At 35.3% G+C, this 20,982-nt stretch carries 13 protein-coding genes and 1 pseudogene; 2 read left to right on the top strand and 12 right to left on the bottom strand.

The genetic code is table 11. From position 1 onward, the window contains the following. Positions 1-6: 6 nt before the first annotated feature. Positions 7-8,364: a right-handed parallel beta-helix repeat-containing protein gene (locus BBF96_RS09035; RefSeq protein ID WP_127016843.1), complete on the bottom strand. Its 8,358-nt coding sequence runs from the start codon at positions 8,362-8,364 to the stop codon at positions 7-9. Positions 8,365-9,086: 722 nt separating this feature from the next. On the opposite strand from BBF96_RS09035, the gene BBF96_RS17450 reads away from it, so the two are divergent. After that, on the top strand, positions 9,087-9,260 hold the full coding sequence (locus BBF96_RS17450; RefSeq protein WP_127016844.1) for an SPASM domain-containing protein: 174 nt from the start codon (positions 9,087-9,089) through the stop codon (positions 9,258-9,260). A gap of 140 nt (positions 9,261-9,400) precedes the next feature. Continuing rightward, positions 9,401-10,624 (top strand): MFS transporter, encoded by a 1,224-nt coding sequence (locus BBF96_RS09045; protein WP_127016845.1) that lies wholly within the window; start codon positions 9,401-9,403, stop codon positions 10,622-10,624. 151 nt (positions 10,625-10,775) lie between these two features. Here BBF96_RS09045 and BBF96_RS16895 read toward each other — a convergent pair. The 11 genes and pseudogenes from BBF96_RS16895 to spo0A form a co-directional block, all read right to left on the bottom strand. Then, positions 10,776-11,760, bottom strand: a pseudogene (locus tag BBF96_RS16895) (transposase); the annotation flags it as partial. Positions 11,761-12,293: 533 nt separating this feature from the next. Continuing rightward, positions 12,294-12,419 (bottom strand): hypothetical protein, encoded by a 126-nt coding sequence (locus BBF96_RS17145; RefSeq protein ID WP_257791981.1) that lies wholly within the window; start codon positions 12,417-12,419, stop codon positions 12,294-12,296. After that, the gene (locus BBF96_RS09055; RefSeq protein ID WP_127016847.1) at positions 12,412-13,638 is read right to left on the bottom strand and encodes an MFS transporter; all 1,227 of its coding nucleotides are present in this window, start codon (positions 13,636-13,638) and stop codon (positions 12,412-12,414) included. The genes BBF96_RS17145 and BBF96_RS09055 overlap by 8 nt, the downstream gene beginning before the upstream one ends. Positions 13,639-13,661: 23 nt before the next feature. Continuing rightward, positions 13,662-13,850 carry a hypothetical protein gene (locus BBF96_RS09060; RefSeq protein ID WP_418654989.1) on the bottom strand — a complete coding sequence of 63 codons (189 nt, stop codon included), beginning with the start codon at positions 13,848-13,850 and terminating at the stop codon, positions 13,662-13,664. 582 nt (positions 13,851-14,432) lie between these two features. Further along, entirely contained in the window at positions 14,433-14,888 is a 456-nt protein-coding gene (locus tag BBF96_RS09065) for an NUDIX domain-containing protein (protein WP_127016849.1), read from the bottom strand. Between the two features lie 504 nt (positions 14,889-15,392). Beyond that, positions 15,393-15,785 (bottom strand): transposase, encoded by a 393-nt coding sequence (locus BBF96_RS17455; RefSeq protein WP_127018230.1) that lies wholly within the window; start codon positions 15,783-15,785, stop codon positions 15,393-15,395. A 743-nt stretch (positions 15,786-16,528) separates the two neighbouring features. Then, positions 16,529-17,341: an MraY family glycosyltransferase gene (locus tag BBF96_RS09075; RefSeq protein ID WP_127016850.1), complete on the bottom strand. Its 813-nt coding sequence runs from the start codon at positions 17,339-17,341 to the stop codon at positions 16,529-16,531. Further along, positions 17,338-18,036 (bottom strand): glycosyltransferase family 2 protein, encoded by a 699-nt coding sequence (locus BBF96_RS09080; protein WP_236777795.1) that lies wholly within the window; start codon positions 18,034-18,036, stop codon positions 17,338-17,340. The genes BBF96_RS09075 and BBF96_RS09080 overlap by 4 nt, the downstream gene beginning before the upstream one ends. Beyond that, complete coding sequence (locus BBF96_RS09085; RefSeq protein WP_127016852.1) at positions 18,008-18,610, bottom strand: copper transporter; 603 nt, start codon at positions 18,608-18,610, stop codon at positions 18,008-18,010. The genes BBF96_RS09080 and BBF96_RS09085 overlap by 29 nt, the downstream gene beginning before the upstream one ends. A gap of 29 nt (positions 18,611-18,639) precedes the next feature. Next, positions 18,640-19,758 carry a putative cytokinetic ring protein SteA gene (gene steA / locus BBF96_RS09090; RefSeq protein ID WP_127016853.1) on the bottom strand — a complete coding sequence of 373 codons (1,119 nt, stop codon included), beginning with the start codon at positions 19,756-19,758 and terminating at the stop codon, positions 18,640-18,642. Positions 19,759-20,075: 317 nt separating this feature from the next. Further along, positions 20,076-20,855 (bottom strand): sporulation transcription factor Spo0A, encoded by a 780-nt coding sequence (gene spo0A / locus BBF96_RS09095; RefSeq protein WP_205665612.1) that lies wholly within the window; start codon positions 20,853-20,855, stop codon positions 20,076-20,078. Positions 20,856-20,982: the final 127 nt, after the last annotated feature.

Raw genomic sequence — 20,982 nt, forward strand, 5'->3', positions numbered from 1 at the left:
CTCCTCTCACTCCTGAATATTACCTTCATTTTCAGGTAAACTATTAAGTTGGTCTACATCTATCCAGGTCATTTCTTCATCATAGTAAGGACTTAAACCATTACCAATAAATTTACTATACCTGACTACAGCGCCACTGCTCTCATCTTCTTTAATGCCAAAGTAAATGTTATTGCTAAATTCACAGCCTGTAACAGTTGCCTGTGATTGATATAGATGCAAACCGACAACATTTTCTTTAAAAACAGAGTTAGTAATTTGAGTATTCTGTCCTACCAAAGTAAGGCCCCTCTCTGCTTGACCAAAGATTACATCAGTAATTTTCAAAATCGTAGCAGATGGATAAATTTCTACTCCCTTCCATTCTATACCGGTAAATACAATTGGATTATCAGTACTACCCTGGAGTTCAATACTACCATAAACTTCAAGCGAAGCATTAGCGGGGAAAGAGATTACAGTTCCAGGTTCTATTTTTAGTGTTATTCCATAAGGAACCTCAACTGTTCCCAACATTTCCATCTTACCAGACCAGACTTCATCCAATACCAGAGGTCCTTCTAAGGTATTAGTGATAGTTACAGTTAGTGAAGTACTCATTTGTGCTCCATCATTATCTTCCACAGTTATTTCAATTACATAGTCTCCAATCTCAGTAAATGTAAAATCCAATACTCCAGGATTCTTATCAATACCGTTGGTCTGTTTAAAACTCTCTGTACCCACAGTCCAGTAATATTTGACAACTTCACCATCGGGGTCAAAAGCATCAGTACTAAAGGTCAAAGTATGTCCTTTAAAAGCTGTCAGACTACTAGCATACAGTTCTACAACCGGTGGGAAATTGTAACGTACCTGTTTGGTAATAATCTCTGTCCTATTTCCTGCCTCATCAAACTGATAAATCTCATAGCGGTATTTACCAAATTCTGTTGCAGTAAAGTCAAAACTATATGAACCAGCAGTTACCTGCATGGATTTAAAATCAGGATTATGGGCAGGAGTACCATCATCATTGAGACGAACCAGCCGATAATAGACGGTTCCGTTTTCATTGGTTGTCCACTCAACCACCATTGTCCCATCATTGGTAACCAGTTCTTTCTCACCAGATGCAAAGGATAAATCAGGTGCTACTGTATCAACTATTATAGGTTCACTATAGCCGATCTCTGACCACTGGCCCATTGCATCCATAGTTTGAATGGCTACATAATAGATTCCGCCTTCAGTCAAATTCAGGTTAGTTATATCTAAGTCATTATTGGTATATTCATTAATGCTGCCGTTAAGCATATGAATTGGGGTAGATAAATTGCCGATTAAATCGGTGTTATCTACTACCTGATAACGGTAGGCTACAATTCCACTCTCACTATCACTGGAACTAAAAGAAATATTCAGGATTTCTTCCCGACTGGTTGTATACTTTCCTGGTACATTTACTACCGGTTTTGTTGGTGGTTCAAGATCTGCAATAAGAGCATGACTCATTACCGGTTTAGACCATAATCCTACCCCATTTACTGCTTTAACTGTAAGATAATAAGTATCCAGATGATTCAGATTAAGCTGAACAAAACGATCTATACACTCACTACTTTCGGATTCATTAAGCTGAGTCAAATCTATCTCACGCCAGCCTCCAGTTACATCTGTTCCTCCTCTGGTTGTTCCAACAGCATACATATATCCTTTAATTCCCGAATGCGGATCGCTGGCATTCCATTTTAATTTGAAATTGTTATTTACATATTCATCCAGATCCAGAATGGGTTCTTCAGGTGGTGAAGAATCGACGGTGATTCCATCTGAAACTACTGTCCCGGTTGGCCGATTCAATTTGTTAATTACTCTTACTGCTAGATAGTAAGTAGAACCATCGGCAAAACCATTTCTTTTTCCCAAAACCTCTGTAGAAGTTAAATCAACCCTCTTAGCTTTTGTACTCATCCATTTCGAATCATCTACAACTTCATCCAAATCAGTTAGAAGAACATATTCATAATGGTCTATAGGGATGGTTGGATCATTTACATCCCAGATAAAGGATAGTTTTTCACTATCAATACTATAATCTCCACCGTCTAATACCTGACTGATCTGTGGTTGGGTTCCATCAATCACCATTATTCCATCACTTATAGTTAAAGCAGATACTTCCCCAGCTCCATTTTTTGCAATGGCCTCAAAGAAATATACCTGGCCCAATTCAAGATTTAAGTCATCCCGACCTACAATTGTTGTACCGGAAACTTCTTCATTGTTTACCAGAAGATTTGGATTTTCAAAGGTACCCAGTGAATAGTAAAATGCAGCAAGTCCAGACTCTGGGTCTTTTGCCCCTACAAATTCTGCCTTTAGAGTTGTCAAACTATCAGTATAATCTCCAAAGTCGTTAATTGTTGGCGGTGTGGGTTTTGTTATATCAACTAAAATTCCATCACTTATGCCAATGCTGGATAAACCTGCATTATTGATAGCCTTTACTGCTACAAAATAAACAGAACCATGATCCAATGTCTGATTAAAAGTATAATTCTTATCATCTGAAGTAACGGGTATCCACTCAATATTGTCATTTATCTCCCTTGATTTCAGTAATGCTACCTGGTATTCTTTTGTTCCCGATTCCGGATCTTCCTGAGTCCAGGTCCAGGAAATGGTCAATTTAGTGTTATCATTAGTATACATACCTTTATCAATAACCAGCGGAACCGGCGGCGGTGTATTATCGATAATTATTGGGCCACTGACATTAGTAGTAGATAAACCAGAACTATTCTCTGCCATAATAGTTATATAAACGATCTCACCATCCAGAATTTGCAGATCCTCAAAAATATACTGATTCTTTCTTCCGAGTTGAATCCAATCCAGAATATCATTTGCTCCAGCTGAAGTACCTACTTTGGCCTGATAAGTAATCCTGGAAAAGTCCTCTTCTGCTCGCCATGATACTGCCAATTGCTCACTGCTGGCATAATCCGGGTATTCTATTATAAGATTTGTCGGTGGTGTTGAGTCAATAATTACACTGGCCCAACCGGAATCAGTATAGGTATTATCCTGATATTGAACCTGAACCTGAATAAAATATTCTTTACCATCAATCAGATTTATGTTACCGTCACCTGTTTCAATAATATCTACAAAAGATTCGGATGTGGAAATATACTTCCAATCAACTACCTGATTGCCCAGTCTATCAATAATCCGGTATCTATAACCGATTATATCCTGCTCAGGATTAATCATATTCACAGTAAAATGAATCTTATCCTTTTCACTGACATAAATCCCATCAGTATTGACAGTAGGTACTGGAGGTAATTTACTATTTATTTGAATTGGATTAGTGGTTGCTAAAGTCTCATTTCCTGCCTCGTCAACGGCTTTAATTGTGATATAATAGGTTCCATCTTCAAAGGTAAAACCTGGTTCGCTAATGAGCAGGTTTACTTCATAATCGGTAGAATTTATCGCTACCCATCCTGATTGATCAGCATCAGCAAAATTCTGACTGATATTACCGCTTCCAGGTACTGTTCCAACTCTGTAATAATAATTGGAAATTGTGGAAATATCCTCAATAGTCCAGGTTACTTCCAGATAATCATTTCGCCGCTGAACATAGGTATCAGAACCATTCGGAATCTCTTTTCCACCAATAATTGATGTAAACTCGGGCCCTACTGTATCAACAATAAATCCTTCAGAATAGGCTCTGGTTGAAAGACCAACCCTATTTTCAGCTTCCACAACAAAATAGTAAGTCTTACCCTCTTTTAGTTCAACATTACTCTTAAGGTTAGAGAAAGAATCGTACCATTGAGTTGGTTCAGTACCGGGTATATCAGTGATACCATAGTTAATACGCTCAACACCTGTCTCAGTATCTACAATTGTAGGTGCAAAACCAATAGTCGCAAGATCAGTTAAATAGGTACCTGTTCTGGTTGTTTTAAGACCAGTGACAGTAAGGTTAGAAATTTCAGGGCCACTGCCATCTACTGTAAATCCAGGTTCTATCTTAACTAATCCGGTTGTCCGTCCAACCTGGTTATAGACAGCTATAACTGGATAATAGGTCTTTCCATCTACCAGATCACCGGTTATTCTCTGTTCTCCGGTATATACTGTTAAACCGGCAACCGATCTTTCAGGTAATTGATCAAGTGAAATAGAATTTAGACTCTGGCCTTCTTCCAACAGTCCATATTTATAGCTTGTAATAGTGGTCAAATCATCCGAAAACTGGAAGTTGATATAAACTTCATTGTTATTAGTGACATAGTAATTTCCATCTATCTTCTGGGCCTGAATATTGACATAATCTATCTCTGGAGCAGTCTTATCTACCAGATAAATCTCTTCAGCAATACTTTTATTACCAGCCTTGTCAACCGCAGTAACGATTAATTTATTTGAACCATGCGGCGCTGAAATCTTACTACCAGACGAAATTGGATAAGCTATCCCTGTTTCACCCCACTGATATGTCAAAGTAGCTACTCCACTTACCGCATCCCTGGCTTCAACCACTACCTCCTGGGAAGCAACATATTCCAGAGGTGGAGCTGTCATTATAATTTCAGGGCCCATGGTATCTACAGTAAAGCTTATTGTATTAGAACTAACAGTACTAATCCCATCAGTTACATCAACCTGTATACGGTAATTACTACCTTCTTTAAGATCGGATACATAATAGCTTGTATTTGTGCTATCTTTACTAATAATAGTTGCTCCATCTTCAATTACTGTATAATGGTAAGTTAAATCATCATTATCATAGTCATAACTGGAAGCCTTGATGGTTATTTCTTTATCCTTGTCGGTTAAATAACCATTTGTCAAACCTGAAATTGTTACATCAGGTTTAGCAGGAGGATTATTTGGAATGGTTATTATCGTCTCATAGCCCTTAACAAACTTATCCTTTGGGTTATATGTTTTAACATAGTATTTATACTGCTGATGTGGGTCAACTTTCTGTATAAAAGTCCAGGTATCGGTGTTACTATTATTTACATAAATTTTGTTACTGATAAGAACACCTTCATCAGGATTTGTTAAATTCTCCCGGTATATTTGATAATAGCTGCATTTAGCAGGTTTTATGTTAAGTTTAATCTCCTGTTGATAAACGCCTGGACTAACTTCATTTATGCTTATAGTATGTCCACTAATTGAAGTCGGTTCAGGTAATGAATACCAGACTACTTCAGACCAATTTCCTTTGTTACCGGCTCCGTCAACAGCTCTTACTTTAAATTTTACTTCTTCATTATAATTCAAATTAACTGTAACTGAACGTCTAACCGTTTCAATAGTATTGGATATACCACTTTCTGGTCTTTCATACATAACTATATATTTTGCAATCTGACTATTAGTACCTGATGGCTGATCAATAGCCGCAGGCCAGGTAAAAGTCACCTCTGTTCCTGAATTTGAGAAATATTTATCCAATGGATTTGTAAATTCTATAGTCTTTGGTGCTTGATTATCAAAAATAATGGAATGAGTAGTCGAACTATAGTTACCAGCTATGTCATAAGACGTTACAGTAATTAAATGCTCCCCATTGACAGGTGTAAGAGTATATTCAATAGTATTATCTACTAATTGTGATTTATATATTATAACCGGTTCATCCAGATTTGAAGTTACTTTAAAATAATAAACATCATTGTTTCTGGCATAATCTTCAGGATAAGGATAATTGTAATAATTTCCAGTATACCTGGTTAAATGTATCTTTATACCTGTATCACGGGTAGCGGTTATTGATTCATTATCTGTTGAAAGTAAATCAAAAGAAGGTTGAATTGGACCAGTTGTATCAACATAAAATTCCCACCAATCAGAATAACTGGTATCAATTTGATCAGAAGCTTCCAACCTCCATCGATAATGACCATCTTCAAGTGTTACAGAACCAGTATACCCATATAGTGTTTTATAATCCATCCATGTAAACCCAAACCAACCCAAACCCTGTACCCGCTTTTGAATTCTTATTTTATATTCAATCTGTTGACCATCAGGGTCAGTAGTTTTAGTTCCTACAAATGAAACGTAAGAATTTTTTAGATATGTACCATTACGTGGTGAAACCAAGTCTGGTGGAACTGGTGGAGTATTTGGTACCTCTACAGTCAATGCACCAAAATAAAATATATTTTTATCATTTACCGCATTTCTAGTGGCTATAGAAAATTCGTATACTTGTCCATAACTAAATTTATAATTTTCTGTTAAAATTGTATATCTATATTTATCACCCGTAAAATTGTCTGGTATTTCAATCCAACCTGTTTCACCATTATCATTATTGTCAGAAGTATTCTTCCATCGAATCTTATAAGCATTCGCCTGGTCATGAACTTTAAATTCTACTGTTGCCAGATTTTTATTAAAACTAACATCGGTAATCTCTGTAGGTAATGCTGGAGTTGCAAAGGTAGCAGAATAATACCAAGCAGAAGTATTATCAACTTCATCAACACCCCTAACCCTATATTGATAAATACTGTTCCAGTCAACCTCCAGGGTACAATTATTCTGCAAAGTTTTAGTTAATAAATTCCATTCACTTTCACCATTCTTTTTATATTCTACATGTATTTCTTTAAGACCACTAGCGCCCATATCTATAAACTGATTCCAACTTATTGTTGCTTTCAGTTTAGTTTCATTTTTATAAGCCGATTCGATAGTTTTACATAAGTCACCATCCACTGTATTTAGATTCTGGTTTAAATTAAGTATTCCACCAGATGGGGCTGGAGGAGTTCTATCAATTTCAAAACTATTCCAGGAAACATAATCTGACCATATTTTGCCATTATATCCTATTACACTCCATTTATACAAACCTGTTGGTAGTTCAGGATTATATTCTACTGATCTTTCTGAGTATGATTCTTTATAATAAGTACGAACTACATTACCGCTCGAATCTTTTATAACAAGTTTAATTCTCTCCTGATTAAAACCTTGCGGGTCATCATAAGACCAACTGAATTTTTGAACCTCTCGATAGATGCCATCATTTGGTGTTTTAGGAATTAAAGTTGCTTCGTCATAAAAAGTAAGAGTCGCAGTAGTGGTGTAATAATAATCATCATAGAAGCACCCATCCCCAGACTGCACAAAAACTGTATAAGTATCAGGTATTAAATACAAATCACCACTTTTGTAAATAGGACCATCCCATGTTTTGAGGTACACTAATTTTGTACCAGCTGAATCCATTATATAAAAAATCGCAAATTTATAATCAATATCCAAACCCTCATCATCCAACATTGCACTCCACGATATTATCTGACTTTTTGTTATAGTAAATTTTTCACTTTTACTGCCTACATGAACAGTCACAGTCAAAAATGTTGGATCAATTACAACAGGAAATTCACGTTCATTACTTTCAAGCCAATCGCGGGATATCGTAACCTTTAAATTTATTGTCTTTTTCTTTTGTTCATAACTCAAACTAATATTATCAAAATCAGGCTTAAGAGAATTTCTATCAAACACAAAGGGATTATCTAATCTAAAAATTTCTTCACCGGTTTCAGAATCACTAAAGATAAGGCCTTCTTCTATCTGGCTTATTTCCATATCTTTATTAGTTTTAATCTGAAATTCAAAACTATTCCGGGCATTTTTATCTTTTAAAATTATATATTCCTTCAAGACTCCAGCATATACTTCATACTGCACATCAACATTTTCCCAGACATCTATGTATCTTTTAATATTGCCGTTGACTTCATTTTCAGTACCCCGGGTATCAAGGAGCTTTATTTTCAAAGTATAGCCTTTTCTTTCAAGTTTAATTCCTTTCTTTAAAGTATTTCCAAAAAAGACCTGTAAAGAATTCTTTTTCACACTGTGTTCATAGCCAGTAAAATTTAAGCCGAGAAAATTACTCTCTTTTTTCAAGGTAGTATCAATATCTTGCCATTCACCATTTTCATCTTTATAATGAAGTGGACTACTTGATAAAAAGAGAACTTCTTTACCGGGCTGCTTAAAAGTTTTGGTAAATTCTGTTCTTTTTTCAATCAACTCTTCTCCTTCTGGAAATTCCAGCTTCTTTTGATTAGCAATCATATTTTGCCAGAGCTCATATAGTGGAATTGGTTCTTGTTCTGCTTCCTCCTCTTCTCCATTGTTTTCAGCGGATTTCTCACTACTATCTATAGTACCTTCATTTTCAGATATTTTGAATTCACTGGATTTTTCTACAATAGATTCATCTCCTACCGTTGTTTCCTCAGCAAAAATGGGAATATAGAATATTCCCATGACAATTAAAATAATAATAAGAAATGATACCTTAATCCTCATTATACTACACTTCCTTTCATTATTACTTTTGATTATAAATTATCTCTTGTATTTATATATTTTCTTTTATTTGGTTTTTAATTTATCATTCAACAAGTTGTTCTAATTTCCTGCCATTTTCAAAAAAAGTCCTCTCACCTTTAAGGTGATAAGGATTATACAAAAAGATAACCCATTCAATGATTAAACTGCAAAAAGCTAATTTTTCACTTCATAAAGAAATTTTTCAAACCATTTAAAGTTCGATTTCAGTGACTTGATTAGCTCGTCACATCAAATAAAAGATTTAGTGATTGGGCAGAAAGAATAGAAGATCCAGTCATTACTACAGCAATATTTGGATAGAATTATTCATCATAGTGAAGTATTTAAACTTTCTGAAAAAAGTTATCGTTTAGTACATAGAGAAAAGATTATTTCTTAAAAGAAAGATAACAAAATAGAAAAAAGAATGTATATTGATTATAATTATCCAGATGATTATGATTAATATTTACCAGTTAATTAAATTATTGAACATTATTTAGCCCAAAAATACTTGACACTCATACTTTCTTTTCATATAATTAACTAAAATGCTATGAAAAAGGGGAAAATGGCAAGTTTTAAATAAAAAAATTAGTAATATCAAGAGGTTATGGTACAACCATATATCCATATCTGGGGACATCCCTAGAAATCGGGACAATTATGCATGCCAGATAATTCACGGATTCGCGATTATGCCAGATGGCACCGTTTTACCGAGCAGAAATTTTGAACAAAAACTCAGAAAAGAAGTTATCCTTGGGAGCATTACAAATAATAGCATTACACAAATATGGAATAGCAAAAAGTCCAAAAAACTACGTAAAATTGTAGTTGAACATCATAGTTACGTTTATAACACTTGTTAATCCAATAATTGCCCATTATATCGAGAGTGTGCAATTAGCTATTGTTTAGCCGAATCGTGGTTTGAATTTGACACACTTAGACCTACTGTTGAAAATTTGCGAACTCATAAACCCTTTTAACTAAAAAGGAGTGGTATTTCATGACTCTAAACAAGGTGCTCCGTTTTTTTAAATCGATCTCTGCACTTCAAGGTATGGCCGGTGCCATCATATCACCATATTGGATTGTTTATTTCTCCAAACACCTCACGTATTCGAAGATATCCATTTTGGTTATCGTAAATTACGCTGCAACGTTGTTGTTCGAAATTCCAACAGGTATTGTCGCAGACGTATACAGCAAAAAACTCTCTGTTATCATTTCTTTAGCTGTCGTCACGTTATCATCAATAGGTATTTACTTGGTGGGAGACGAATATGTTTATCTACTCATCATTTACGCCGTTCGGGGGATAGGGGCGACATTCATGTCTGGCGCTTACAGCGCTTGGTTTACCGATTCTATGATAAGTATTGGCGAGAAAGAGGCATTAACCGAACAGTGGGGAAGACTGGCTTCCGTGAAACAGTTAGCGAGCGCAATCGGTTTTGTGCTAGGGACCGGGCTAGCACTGGTGGACCTACTGGACGAAATTTGGTTGGTAAGCGCGTTATTCAGCGCTGTGGCACTGCTGCTCGTTCTATTGCGGGGCATCGAAGTACAAGTTGAGCGAGAAACCAAAGCGCAAAAATCTAAACTCCGGGCGTACGTGGAAACTCTAAAAGAGGGCTCTCTTTATCTGTTTAAAGACAAAATATTGTTTGTAGTAGCATTGGCTTCGGCGGTTTGGTACGTGGGTACGGGAATGGTTTCGCTATCCTGGCAGCCCTACTTCTCTGAAGTTGGCATTGTCTTAGGGTCGTTTGGCGTCGTGCTCATTTTCTACGTGCTGGTGGGTTCCGCCGCGGCGCGGTACGCAGGCAATCTCACGCGGCTGTTCGGAGGCGAGCGCAGGTTGATGGGATTGCTGGCCCTTGTTACCGCAGCGCTTTCGTTCTTAATCACCACCGTGGGGAGATTGGCCTGGCTGCCTTTTGTGGGCATTGGTGGTACGGAAGGCCTAAAGATGCCGGTATTCCAAGGCTACTTAAACAAGGAGTTGCCATCTACTGTACGCGCGACGGTGCTTTCCAGCTATAGTATGTTCGTTAGCGTAGCCACCATTGTCAGCATGGCACTGTTTGGGTTCATCGGCGAGCGTTATGGTCTTGGTAACGCCATGAAAGCCGCGGCCATAATGCTGGTTGCCTCGGCCGCACTCTTTTTCTTGAATCAGGAGGGGCAAAACGGAGAAGGTTCAATCGGGACTTCAAGCTCCAAATAGCGCATCATTGAACTGGAGCGGCTGGTCGGAAGGCTCAACCTGGAGGTGGAGGTCTTAAAAAACGCCTTTGGTAGCGCACCAATGGGAGAACAAATGACTGGCCCTCGCAATTAGAAAATACTATCCCGGGCCAGCTCTTTAATATTGGAAATTATGCCATTAAAGATTCTATTTTTACCAAGTTACTTTTAAATGCTTCATAAAATTTTACTGAAGGCATATTTCGGATGCTTCCATGCCTTCTTCTCTCATTATAATATCATATAATTACTTACTATGTCATATACTTCCATAAAACTTTTAAACTCATTACGACTATAACATTCTTCTTCCAATATTGAATGAAATGCCTCTATATGTGCATTCATATTCGGGATTTTTACAGGAATTTTTTCATGCTCTATACCTAATTCCTTACATAAGCTATTAATTTCATGAGAAATAAACTGAGGACCATTATCTGTCCTTACTTTTGGCATGTCCATTCTTTTTACTATACACCTTTTTCTTAATGCATTTTTTAAAACTCTACAAGCATCTTTTGTTTTACAAGATAATCCCAAATAATAATCTATTATTAAACAATCGAAAACATCTATTAGTGATAGTTGAAAGAAAAATTGATCAGTTCCATAAATATATCCGTATTTTATATCCATTTTCCATAGTTGATTTGATGAATGTATCTTTTCTCTTTTTGCTAACCAACAAAGATGCCTTTGCTTAATTTTCTTCTGTGGTCTTAAGATATTCAACTCTTTGCATAGCCTACCTTTTTATGATTAATTTGAAGATCATAGTCTTCCTGAAGACATACCGTCAGTTTACAATATCATCTCCAGCAACCAACTTACATAACCATTCCTTAATTTGCTCATCAGAGATTCTTACACCTTTACTGGTAAAAGAGTAACCAGGAATTGGTCTTCCTGAAGGTTTTCTAATGTCAGCCTATTTTTTTGATTTTCTTGCTATGTTCTCATAATATGTAGATGAGGATAAGCCGACAAAGCCTAAAACCAGGCTGGTCTTATATCCAAGTTCTATCCATTTCTTTGCTATGGCAACTTTGTCGGCTATTGAGGGTTTACTTTATCCCTGAATCCGTGACACTTTTTTAAATTTAGTGCTCTCTGAACATTTTTCTAGACATCTATGAGACAAAATACAGCAATAAAGTAATTTGATTATTAATAAACATATATTACTATTTTATTAGTCTTAAAAAAGGCAATAAAATATTACCTCTTTCCGAAATCTATAAAAGATCTAAAAAAAGTTAATTTCTAACTTTATCTGCTTGTTATATATCACCAATAAGATATATTTACATGATTTTACTGCAAAAAGCTAATTTTTCGCTTTATAATGAAATTTTTCGAACCATCTAAAGTTCGATTTCAGTCGAAATAAGGCATACTAATCAATGGGCCCTCCTGGCCCTTGATTAGCACATCAATCCTCATATGAGGCCTTATTTCGACTGAAATCTCACTAAGATGGTTTAACGAAAAATTTCTATTTCGCTAAAAATTAGCTTTTTACGGTTTAATCATTATTTTTGTCGGTTAACACTTTAAAGTGTTCAGATGGAATAGCATAACAAACCCCTTTTAGATCTGTCCAGTTTTTATTAAAGGGGAACTCATATAACCCTCATAACTTACTTTCAGAAGTTCCTCACTTTTAGATTCCTTTCCTCACGTTCTAATAATGATCTTGCTTCTTTTTCCTCTAAAATGGGTAGATAATACATGATTATCCTATCACCACTAATTATTTTTTTATTATCCATTTTCTATCGTTCTCTCCTCTACAGTATTAGCAACTTGATTTTTCTCAACTGTTTTAGCATATCCCACTATTAGTACCATAAGCAAGCATACAACAGCAGAGCTAATAAACAGAGCTTTAAAGCCAAAATATTTTCCTACTATACCAAAAATAATGCTACTAACAATTGTAGCTAAACTAATAAGCAAGTTATATGTTGAAAGGACAGTTGACCTTACCGATGATGGGATTAATTTATTTATATAACCCTGGAAAATTGGGTCTTTTAAGGAATAAACTGCACCATAAAGAATATATGGAATCCAGGCTAATTTATTTACAAAAACCATGGTAACTGTAATTACACCACTTAATACACCAATAATTTGAATAATAGTCAATTCCCCTTTAGCCTTACGAGATAAAGCACCCGCTTTTTTTAGTATTGGAATACTTATACACATATAGACAGTCATAATTATACCAAAATATTTGGGATCTATTTCCTGTTCTTTAAAATATGGTTGCCAGGTTAAAGCAAAAATACCTGTACTTATAAACCACACAAAACTTGAAAAAATCAAAATAAATAAAAGTTTTCTTTTGAACAGATAGGTAGTACCTTCAAGTACAATATTACAATACTTTTTAAAAGAACTTTTATTAGCAACTGAAATGTTTATCTCTTTTCCCTTGCTAAGAACATAGAAGGCGAGGATAAGAGAACCAATACCACTTATAATCCATAGTATTCTAATTCCGAATAACCAGGTTAATCCACTACCTATCAGATAACCAAGGATACTTCCTATCTGTCGGCCACTTGTTAAGTGACCCCACCACTCAGTCAAATCTTCTTCACCTGCTTTTTGCATACTATCAACAAACCAGGCATGGAAAGCTCCAGACATAAAAGTTGCTGCAACTCCGCATAAACTATAAAGTAAAAGAATGAATATAAAATTATCAGTAAAATATATGCCGGTAAAAGTAATACCAGATAAGAGTAATGATAAAAAGACTGATGTCTTTCTTCCCAAAAAGTCAGCAACTGCTCCTGTAGGTATTTCAAATACTGTTATAGCAATATGGTTTGCCATTAGCATTAAAGAAATCCCTACAGCATCAATACCCAGATTGTAAAAGTATACAACCCAAAATGGCCCTGTCAAACTATCAAATAAAACGGATAACAATCTGGTGGTATAAAAAAAATTAAAACCCTCTGGTTTCTTTTTCATTATATCTCACGCTCCTTGACTATTTATGCTGATGAACCTGGACATTCCCAGAAAAGAATCGCTTCTGGTAACTTTTCTTCTTCGGCTATCATGTATGCTCTAGCCAAACAATGAGAATATGAACATACATTGTAAAATGAAAAGGACATACATTCTTCAAAATAACTGGTTATATTAAAAACTATTTCCCTTATCTTTTTAAACTTTTTCAAATTCCAAACTTCTAAAATAGTTTCTCTCGAAAGATCACCTAAAATGACTTCCTCTATAACTCTCTGTTCAAAAATTCAACATGGCAATACTATGCCATTGGACTGAATAGCAAATGCCCCTCCAATATTACACCCATTCCGTAGCGGGCCAGATACTGCATACCCATGGATACCCAGGTTTTTATATTTTTCATTTAATTCTTTTATCATATGGTCTAACTGGATTATTTCTTCATCTGAAAGCTAGTATTGGCTTAGAGACTGGCCCCAACCCCAGGGGTTTAATCTCCCAACTTCAAAAGAGCTAATTCCTAAATCAATACATAGCTTTGCTAATTCTTCAGATATTATATATCCTGTTATTCCTTCTAAAATGATACCTTCTACAGACCGAGTTAAAATTAAGTTAAAAACTATATTTTAATTCTTTTTGCACATATTCAATCCATTCCCGCTTAGAAGGAACTATTTCAGATAAGCCTTTTAAAGATGCCCAAAATAATTTAAAAATATGGTTATCAGCATTTTTTTCCCACTTACCCGATGTGCCTTCTTCACATTTTATGTGGTAAAAAAAGCGCTTTATTTTTTAGTTAAAATATCCCGTGAAACCCAGCCTGTTATACTATAAGTAAAGTAATCAGAGTTAGAAATCTTATTATATTCATCATAGGTTACTTGAATAAAATCATTCTCCTGTCTTTTATAACTAACGTATATACCTTTGCGAAAGCTAGCCCAATCAAAACTAGTTATATTAGGCCTTGAGTACACTTTGGTACTCCTTAAAACTACATACTGGTCTTCCGGTAAAACAATTTCCGTAACCCCAATACATTTTACTACCTTAAATTTTTCTAAGCCAGTTTTTTCCATGGTTTCTCGTACTGCTACTTCTAAAGAAGTTTCTTCAATTTCAACAGTACCAGCAGGGATTCGAATACCATCACCTGGATGTTTAAATAATAATAACTCCTTTTGGTTACTATTACTATTTTCCCTCGTAACAAGAATTGTTACTTTTTGTAATTCACTCATACTATTTCTTACACCTTTCAGTTAATAATTTAAAACAAAAACCGGTTTTTAAAAATTATAAAATTTTTAATTAAAACCGTGTAAAAAAATCCAACAGAAAATATGAATATAATTAGTCCAATAAGATATAAGACACCGTTTATGCGTATTTTCTCGCATCCATTAATTTTGTACCCAGAATGATATGAATGATTCCCGTAATGGCACCAATATAAACCTGGTCAAGCCAAAAACTACTTTAATAAACCCATTATCAATATTCCAATAAATCCTGCCCATCTTTTTAATTTAATCTAAATTCGGAAAGTAATACGTTATACCTTTCTCAATAAAGATTTCATGGAAAAATAAAAAATGATCCTACTGCAAAAATAATTAACTCAAAAATTCACATTAAATATGATTTTTTAATTTGGTTAATAATATAAAAGCCTATCACTCCTAATTTTGGGTATAGAAATCCCCAGGTTTTAAAAATAATTCATTTTAAAAGGAATTAAGTCATTATAACTCAGCGTAACATTTCTTAAAAGCAAACATATATAAGCAGTCATTGATATTTCCTATAACCTCTTCAATCTTTTTATTATCAGGAAGATTTACCGTCAACTTTTCTCTACCTCGTTTAACTATATTAGCAGGGATGTTAATAAATATTCTTCGAATAGTTTTTATACTGGATTTAATCAAATTAGCTGATAATAAAACCTGCTTAAACCAATTTAAAAGATTGTAAGCTATAGCATAGTTTTTGAGAAAAGCATTTTGACTGTTTTTATCAATAGCAAAACCATTTTTTATTTCTTTAATTTTGTTTTCAAAATAAGAGCTCTTTGATTGTAACGATGCCAGATTTTCTCTGGCAAAATATCTTCTTCTAAATTCGTTACTATAAATTACATAGTTTCAAATTATTCTACTTTCCTAATTCAGATATAAATTATCTATTATTTTTTATGTATTGTCTTCTAATTAGTTTTTCATATATTATTCAACAATTTGTTCTTTTTTCCTGCTATTTTCAAACTTCTTTCACATTTAAGGTTATAAGGATTATACAAAAGGCCAACCTTATTCCATTCCTTGTCATTTGGCTATCAAACTTTTATTAACTACCATATTTTGTTTTTAGCAATTTAGTTTGTGAAGAGGAATTAATAATGAATTTACGTGATCGATTTTACTATGATAAAGAAAAAAAGATTCTATTTATTGACTTTTCCAATTTAACTATTAATACATCAAAACAAGTAAAAGAAATTAAAAAATTATAGATGAAGTATTAAAATCCCTTAACCATAAGGTGTATTCTGTTTTTAATTATGATAATTGCAAAATTGATAAAAAAATCAAAGATGAATATAGCAAAATGATAAAAGAAAATCAGAAAAAATATTCCCTTGGAACCGTCCGTATTCTAAACAAACCTTTACCCGTACTTTTTTGCGACTGGCCGCAGTTAAAGAACATATGGCCTCTAATATTTGTTCATCAAAAGAAGAAGCAATCAGGAAGGTTGAAGAGTTAAAAACATTGAATCCAAATTAAGGAGTACAGTTTTTAAAAAATTAACTCCGGGATTTCCCAGAGTTTTTATACAAATTAAGCTACAATATCTTCAAGCTAGCTCATTAACCGTTTTACCTTCTCCCTAACCTATCCAACCAATGAAGAACCATATTTTCCTCAATTAATGTTGACAAAGAATATCTTTCAGAATACAGATGAATTACTATGAGGGTAAAAAGAATCACAGCTTCCCCCCAAATTCCTACAGTCAGAATTACAAAATAACCCAAAATTCCTCCCAAAAGGTTGGCCCCTGTATCTCCAAGCATCGCCTGTGATGAAAGATCGAGGGGAAAATAAAAAAAGAGTACCGGTACTAGAGGAATTGCCAGATACCAGAATTCAACTTGCTGCCAGAATAATAAAAAGAGTATAAGAAGCCCTACACTAAAGACCTTTAACGCACGACCGGGCCTTAAATCCAATAGATTAATAAAATTTGTTAATAAAAGCAGAGTAAGCCAACTTATAAAGGTCTCGGATATACTATCAGCAACATAGTATACTACAACCAGACTGATAACCGCAGCACCCAATGCTTTTAAGCCACCGGTTGTCAATCTACCCTTCAAAAGACAGCCAAAATGCCCAATAAACCCTCTATCTTTCTCATCCCCCAAAAGATCATCAATAAATCCTAAAAAAGAAAATATTCCTGCCAAAAGCAAAATTAAAATAAAACGCTGAAGAGGATACAGTCCAATTAGATAACCTATCGACCAAAGGACTGCCAGATTAAAGAAAATATACAGACCCATTCCTGTTGGAATGGACTTTCCCTGATAATTTTTTTGAATAAGTCCTCCTTCCATTAACAGATTCATAAATAATGGTCTGGTCACAAAAGCCAGTACAAAAGAAAAGAGCAAAAAGAGGTATATCATTTTTTGCTTCCACCTTTCTTTAATCTATATTGCCAGTATGCCTGTATAAGTGTGAAGAAGATATCGCGAAATTGCTGGCCTCTGTGTATGAAATCTGCCAGATTTCTACCGGTCTGTCGATGGGTTAAATCCAGTGGTACTTCCATTATTCGAAACCCCTTATGATAGGCATCAATTGTCATAGCCACCTCCATTCCCCAACCAGTCCGAAAGGGTCCAATCACATCGAGCACCTGACGCCTCATCGCCCGCTGGCCAGAGATAGGTGAGTAAAATCGCGTTCCAGTACAGAGATAAAGTCCATGATGAGCCAGCCCCTTAACCAGACCAAACCCACCTTTTCTTTGTGGTACAGGAAATCTGGCTATGGTCAAATCAGCTTCTCCCCGTTGAATCGGCTTAAGGAGCTGAGCAATTAATTGAGCTGATTCACCCAGATCGGCATCCACCAAAAGAAAAATATCACCCCCGGCCTTTTTTAATCCCTGATTTATAGCCGTTCCCTTTCCCCTATTTGTGGGAAGTGAAACTACAGTAGCTCCACAATTTCTGGCTATATCCCCAGTCTTATCCGTTGAACCATCATCAATAACAATTACCTCAAAATTTTCATTAACCAATCCTTTTCGGAGACTTTGAATGGTTATAGCAATTCGCTCAGCTTCATTAAAGGCCGGTATTAGAACTGAGATCATTCTCTTCATCCCCTTGAATTTTTAATTTTAACTCCTCAAGGGATTTAATCAATTGATATAAACCCTGCTTTGATGCCAGATCTTTCTCAGACAGTTGAAAAATCTGTTCTTTTGAAAAAATATCTTCCACAACGGGTGGAATTCCCTGGGCCAATAAAAGACAAATATCCCAGCCAGCTGGTTCTTCAACAGAAAGTTTTGAGTACTCGGTAATCTCCATCCCCGCATTTCTTAATACCTTAAGCAATTCTTCATACTTATGTTTTGATTTTTCATCCTGTACCAATAGACAGCTTAAACCCCTTAACCTTTCAAAAATCGCATCTTTAAAGAGCTGATCAATAAATTGATTCTGCTCCACAATCATTTCTTCTAAAGATATAACCTTTGTCCGATATTGATAATTTTGATTCCTTAAATTCTTCAAATCTTTTTCAATTTGAATAATTAATTTCTGTTGTTCTCTAACAACTCCATCATCCCCAATCATAGCACTCCCAATTAAAATTCCAATCCCCAGCGAAAGAAAGATGGCAATAATTGTTGTAAGATGATATCTTATATCTATAACCACAAATGGTACCTCCTTAAATCAAGGTACATCTAAATACCCAGAGTCAATCTAAACCAGACCACAAGCAGCCTGACCAACTGCTGCATAGGTGGTGAAATCAATAATATTATCAGGATCGGAATTAAAGCAGCAGCAACAAGATATGTCAGATCTTTACGGCTAAAACTTTTCCGATAAAGTTTACTAACCCCCCGGGCATCTACCAGAATTGAACCAATTTTCATCCTGGTTAAAAAAGTACTAGCCATACCAGGCCTGCCTTTTTCCAGAAAATCTATTATATTGGAATGGGTTCCTACTGCCACAATTAAAGATGCACCATGTTCATAGGCAAGGAGCATGGCAATATCTTCACTGGTACCCGGAGCAGGAAATGTTACTCCATTAAGACCCAATTTTTTTAACCTCTCCATACCCGGCGCCCGTCCATCGGGATAGGCATGAACGACTAATTCAGCCCCAGATTTAAGTGCCCTATCACTTACACTGTCCATATCACCAATGATTATATCGGGTTTTAAATCCAATTCAAGACAGGCATCTGCTCCACCATCTACACCAATAATAACCGGCTTTATTTCTGTAATATAGGTCTGGATAGCTCTTAAGTCGGCCTGATAATCCTGACCTCTTACCACAATTAACACATGGCGATCCTGTAAGGATGTTTTTATCTCCGGAACCTTTAAACCGAGAATTATGGATTTTTCTTTTTTAGCATATTGGAGGGTGTTTTCAACAAACTTTTCCAATTCTTTTTCTAAATTGGCCCTGGTTTTCTTTAATAGCTCATCAATCCGTTCCTCTGTAAGAAGCTCTCCTTCTCCCACAACTTTTTGATTTAAAAATATTTTGTTTCCTTTAATTTCAATCTGGTCACCTTCCCGCAGTTGATCAAAAATATTACTTCCCACTCGATCAAGAATTACAATCCCACTTTTCTTAAGAACTGTTGGCCCCGGATTGGGATAGCGGCCACTGATGGAGGAATTGGCATTGATAACAACTTTGATTCCCGCTGCTGCAAGGGAACGAGCAGCCACTTCATCTATATCTTTATGATCAATAACCGCAATATCACCTGGCTTAAGCCGCTTTATTAGATTTTTAGTTTTTCGATCCAGTTTAACAGTTCCCCGATAATCCAATAAACTTCTCCTCCATCTTTTTTAAATTAGTATGTGAATAACATCTATAAATCATTCCAGACCAACCAAAAGAAAAAGGCCTCCTTTTAAGAAGGTGGCCCTTCATTAAATAATTTATGATTGGTCTTACTATAAAAAGCTAATTTTTAGCTTCATATAGAAATTTTTCATTAAACCATCTTAGTGAGATTTCAGTCGAAATAAGGTCTCATCACAGGATGTGATGAGCTAATCAAGGGCCAGGAGGGCTTATTGATTAGTGTGCCTTATTTCGGTTGAAATCAAACTTTAGATGGTTCGAAAAATTTCTTTATAATTTAACTTGCTTTCATCTCTAATCTCAACTTGTCCGCTATTTTGGCAATAAATTGAGAGTTGGTAGGTTTTCCACTTTCGGTAGTGACGGTATGGCCAAAGATATTATTAATGGCCTTCATATTACCTCGCTCCCAGGAGACTTCTATCGCATGACGGATAGCCCTTTCAACACGACTGGGAGTAGTATTAAATTTTTTCGCTACCATGGGATATAATTCTTTGGTGATAGCACCCAAAAGTTCGATTTCATGGATTACCATTTCAATAGCTTCTCTTAAGTACAGATAACCCTTAATATGTGCTGGAACACCAATCTGATGCATAATTTCAGTAATACGGACACTTACATCTTTTTTCTTTAATGTTATAGCTGCACCGGAGAAGTTAGTAGTTATTTTAACAGGGTTCATCAATTGATCAATTCGTTCAACCAGTTTTTCTAAATCAAATGGCTTCATTATATAATAATTTGCTCCTAATTCTACTACTCGCTGGGTAACCTCTTCATGTCCAAAGGCAGTTAACATAATTATTTTCTGGTTTTGTATCATATTTTTACGGTTTAGTTCTTCCAATACTCCAATTCCATCCAGATGCGGCATAATAATGTCTAAGATTACCACATCAGGCTGATGTTCTTCAATTAACTTCAGGCCTTCAACCCCGTTATAAGCTACACCAACTACCTGCATGTTTTCCTGTTGGTCGAGATATTCTCTAACCAATTCACAAAACTCTTTGTTATCATCCACCAGAACAATTGTAATATCTTTTTCCAAATTTATCCCTCCTTTAATATTAATCCCCATAGATAATTTTATTTTATAACTATCTCCCTCTCTCCAGGTCTAATTATATTTGTTATTTTGACTTCTGTAAGGGAAGATAGTCGTTAAATGGGTGATT

It is taken from the genome of Anoxybacter fermentans (assembly GCF_003991135.1).
Classification (GTDB): Bacteria; Bacillota; Halanaerobiia; order DY22613; family DY22613; genus Anoxybacter; species Anoxybacter fermentans.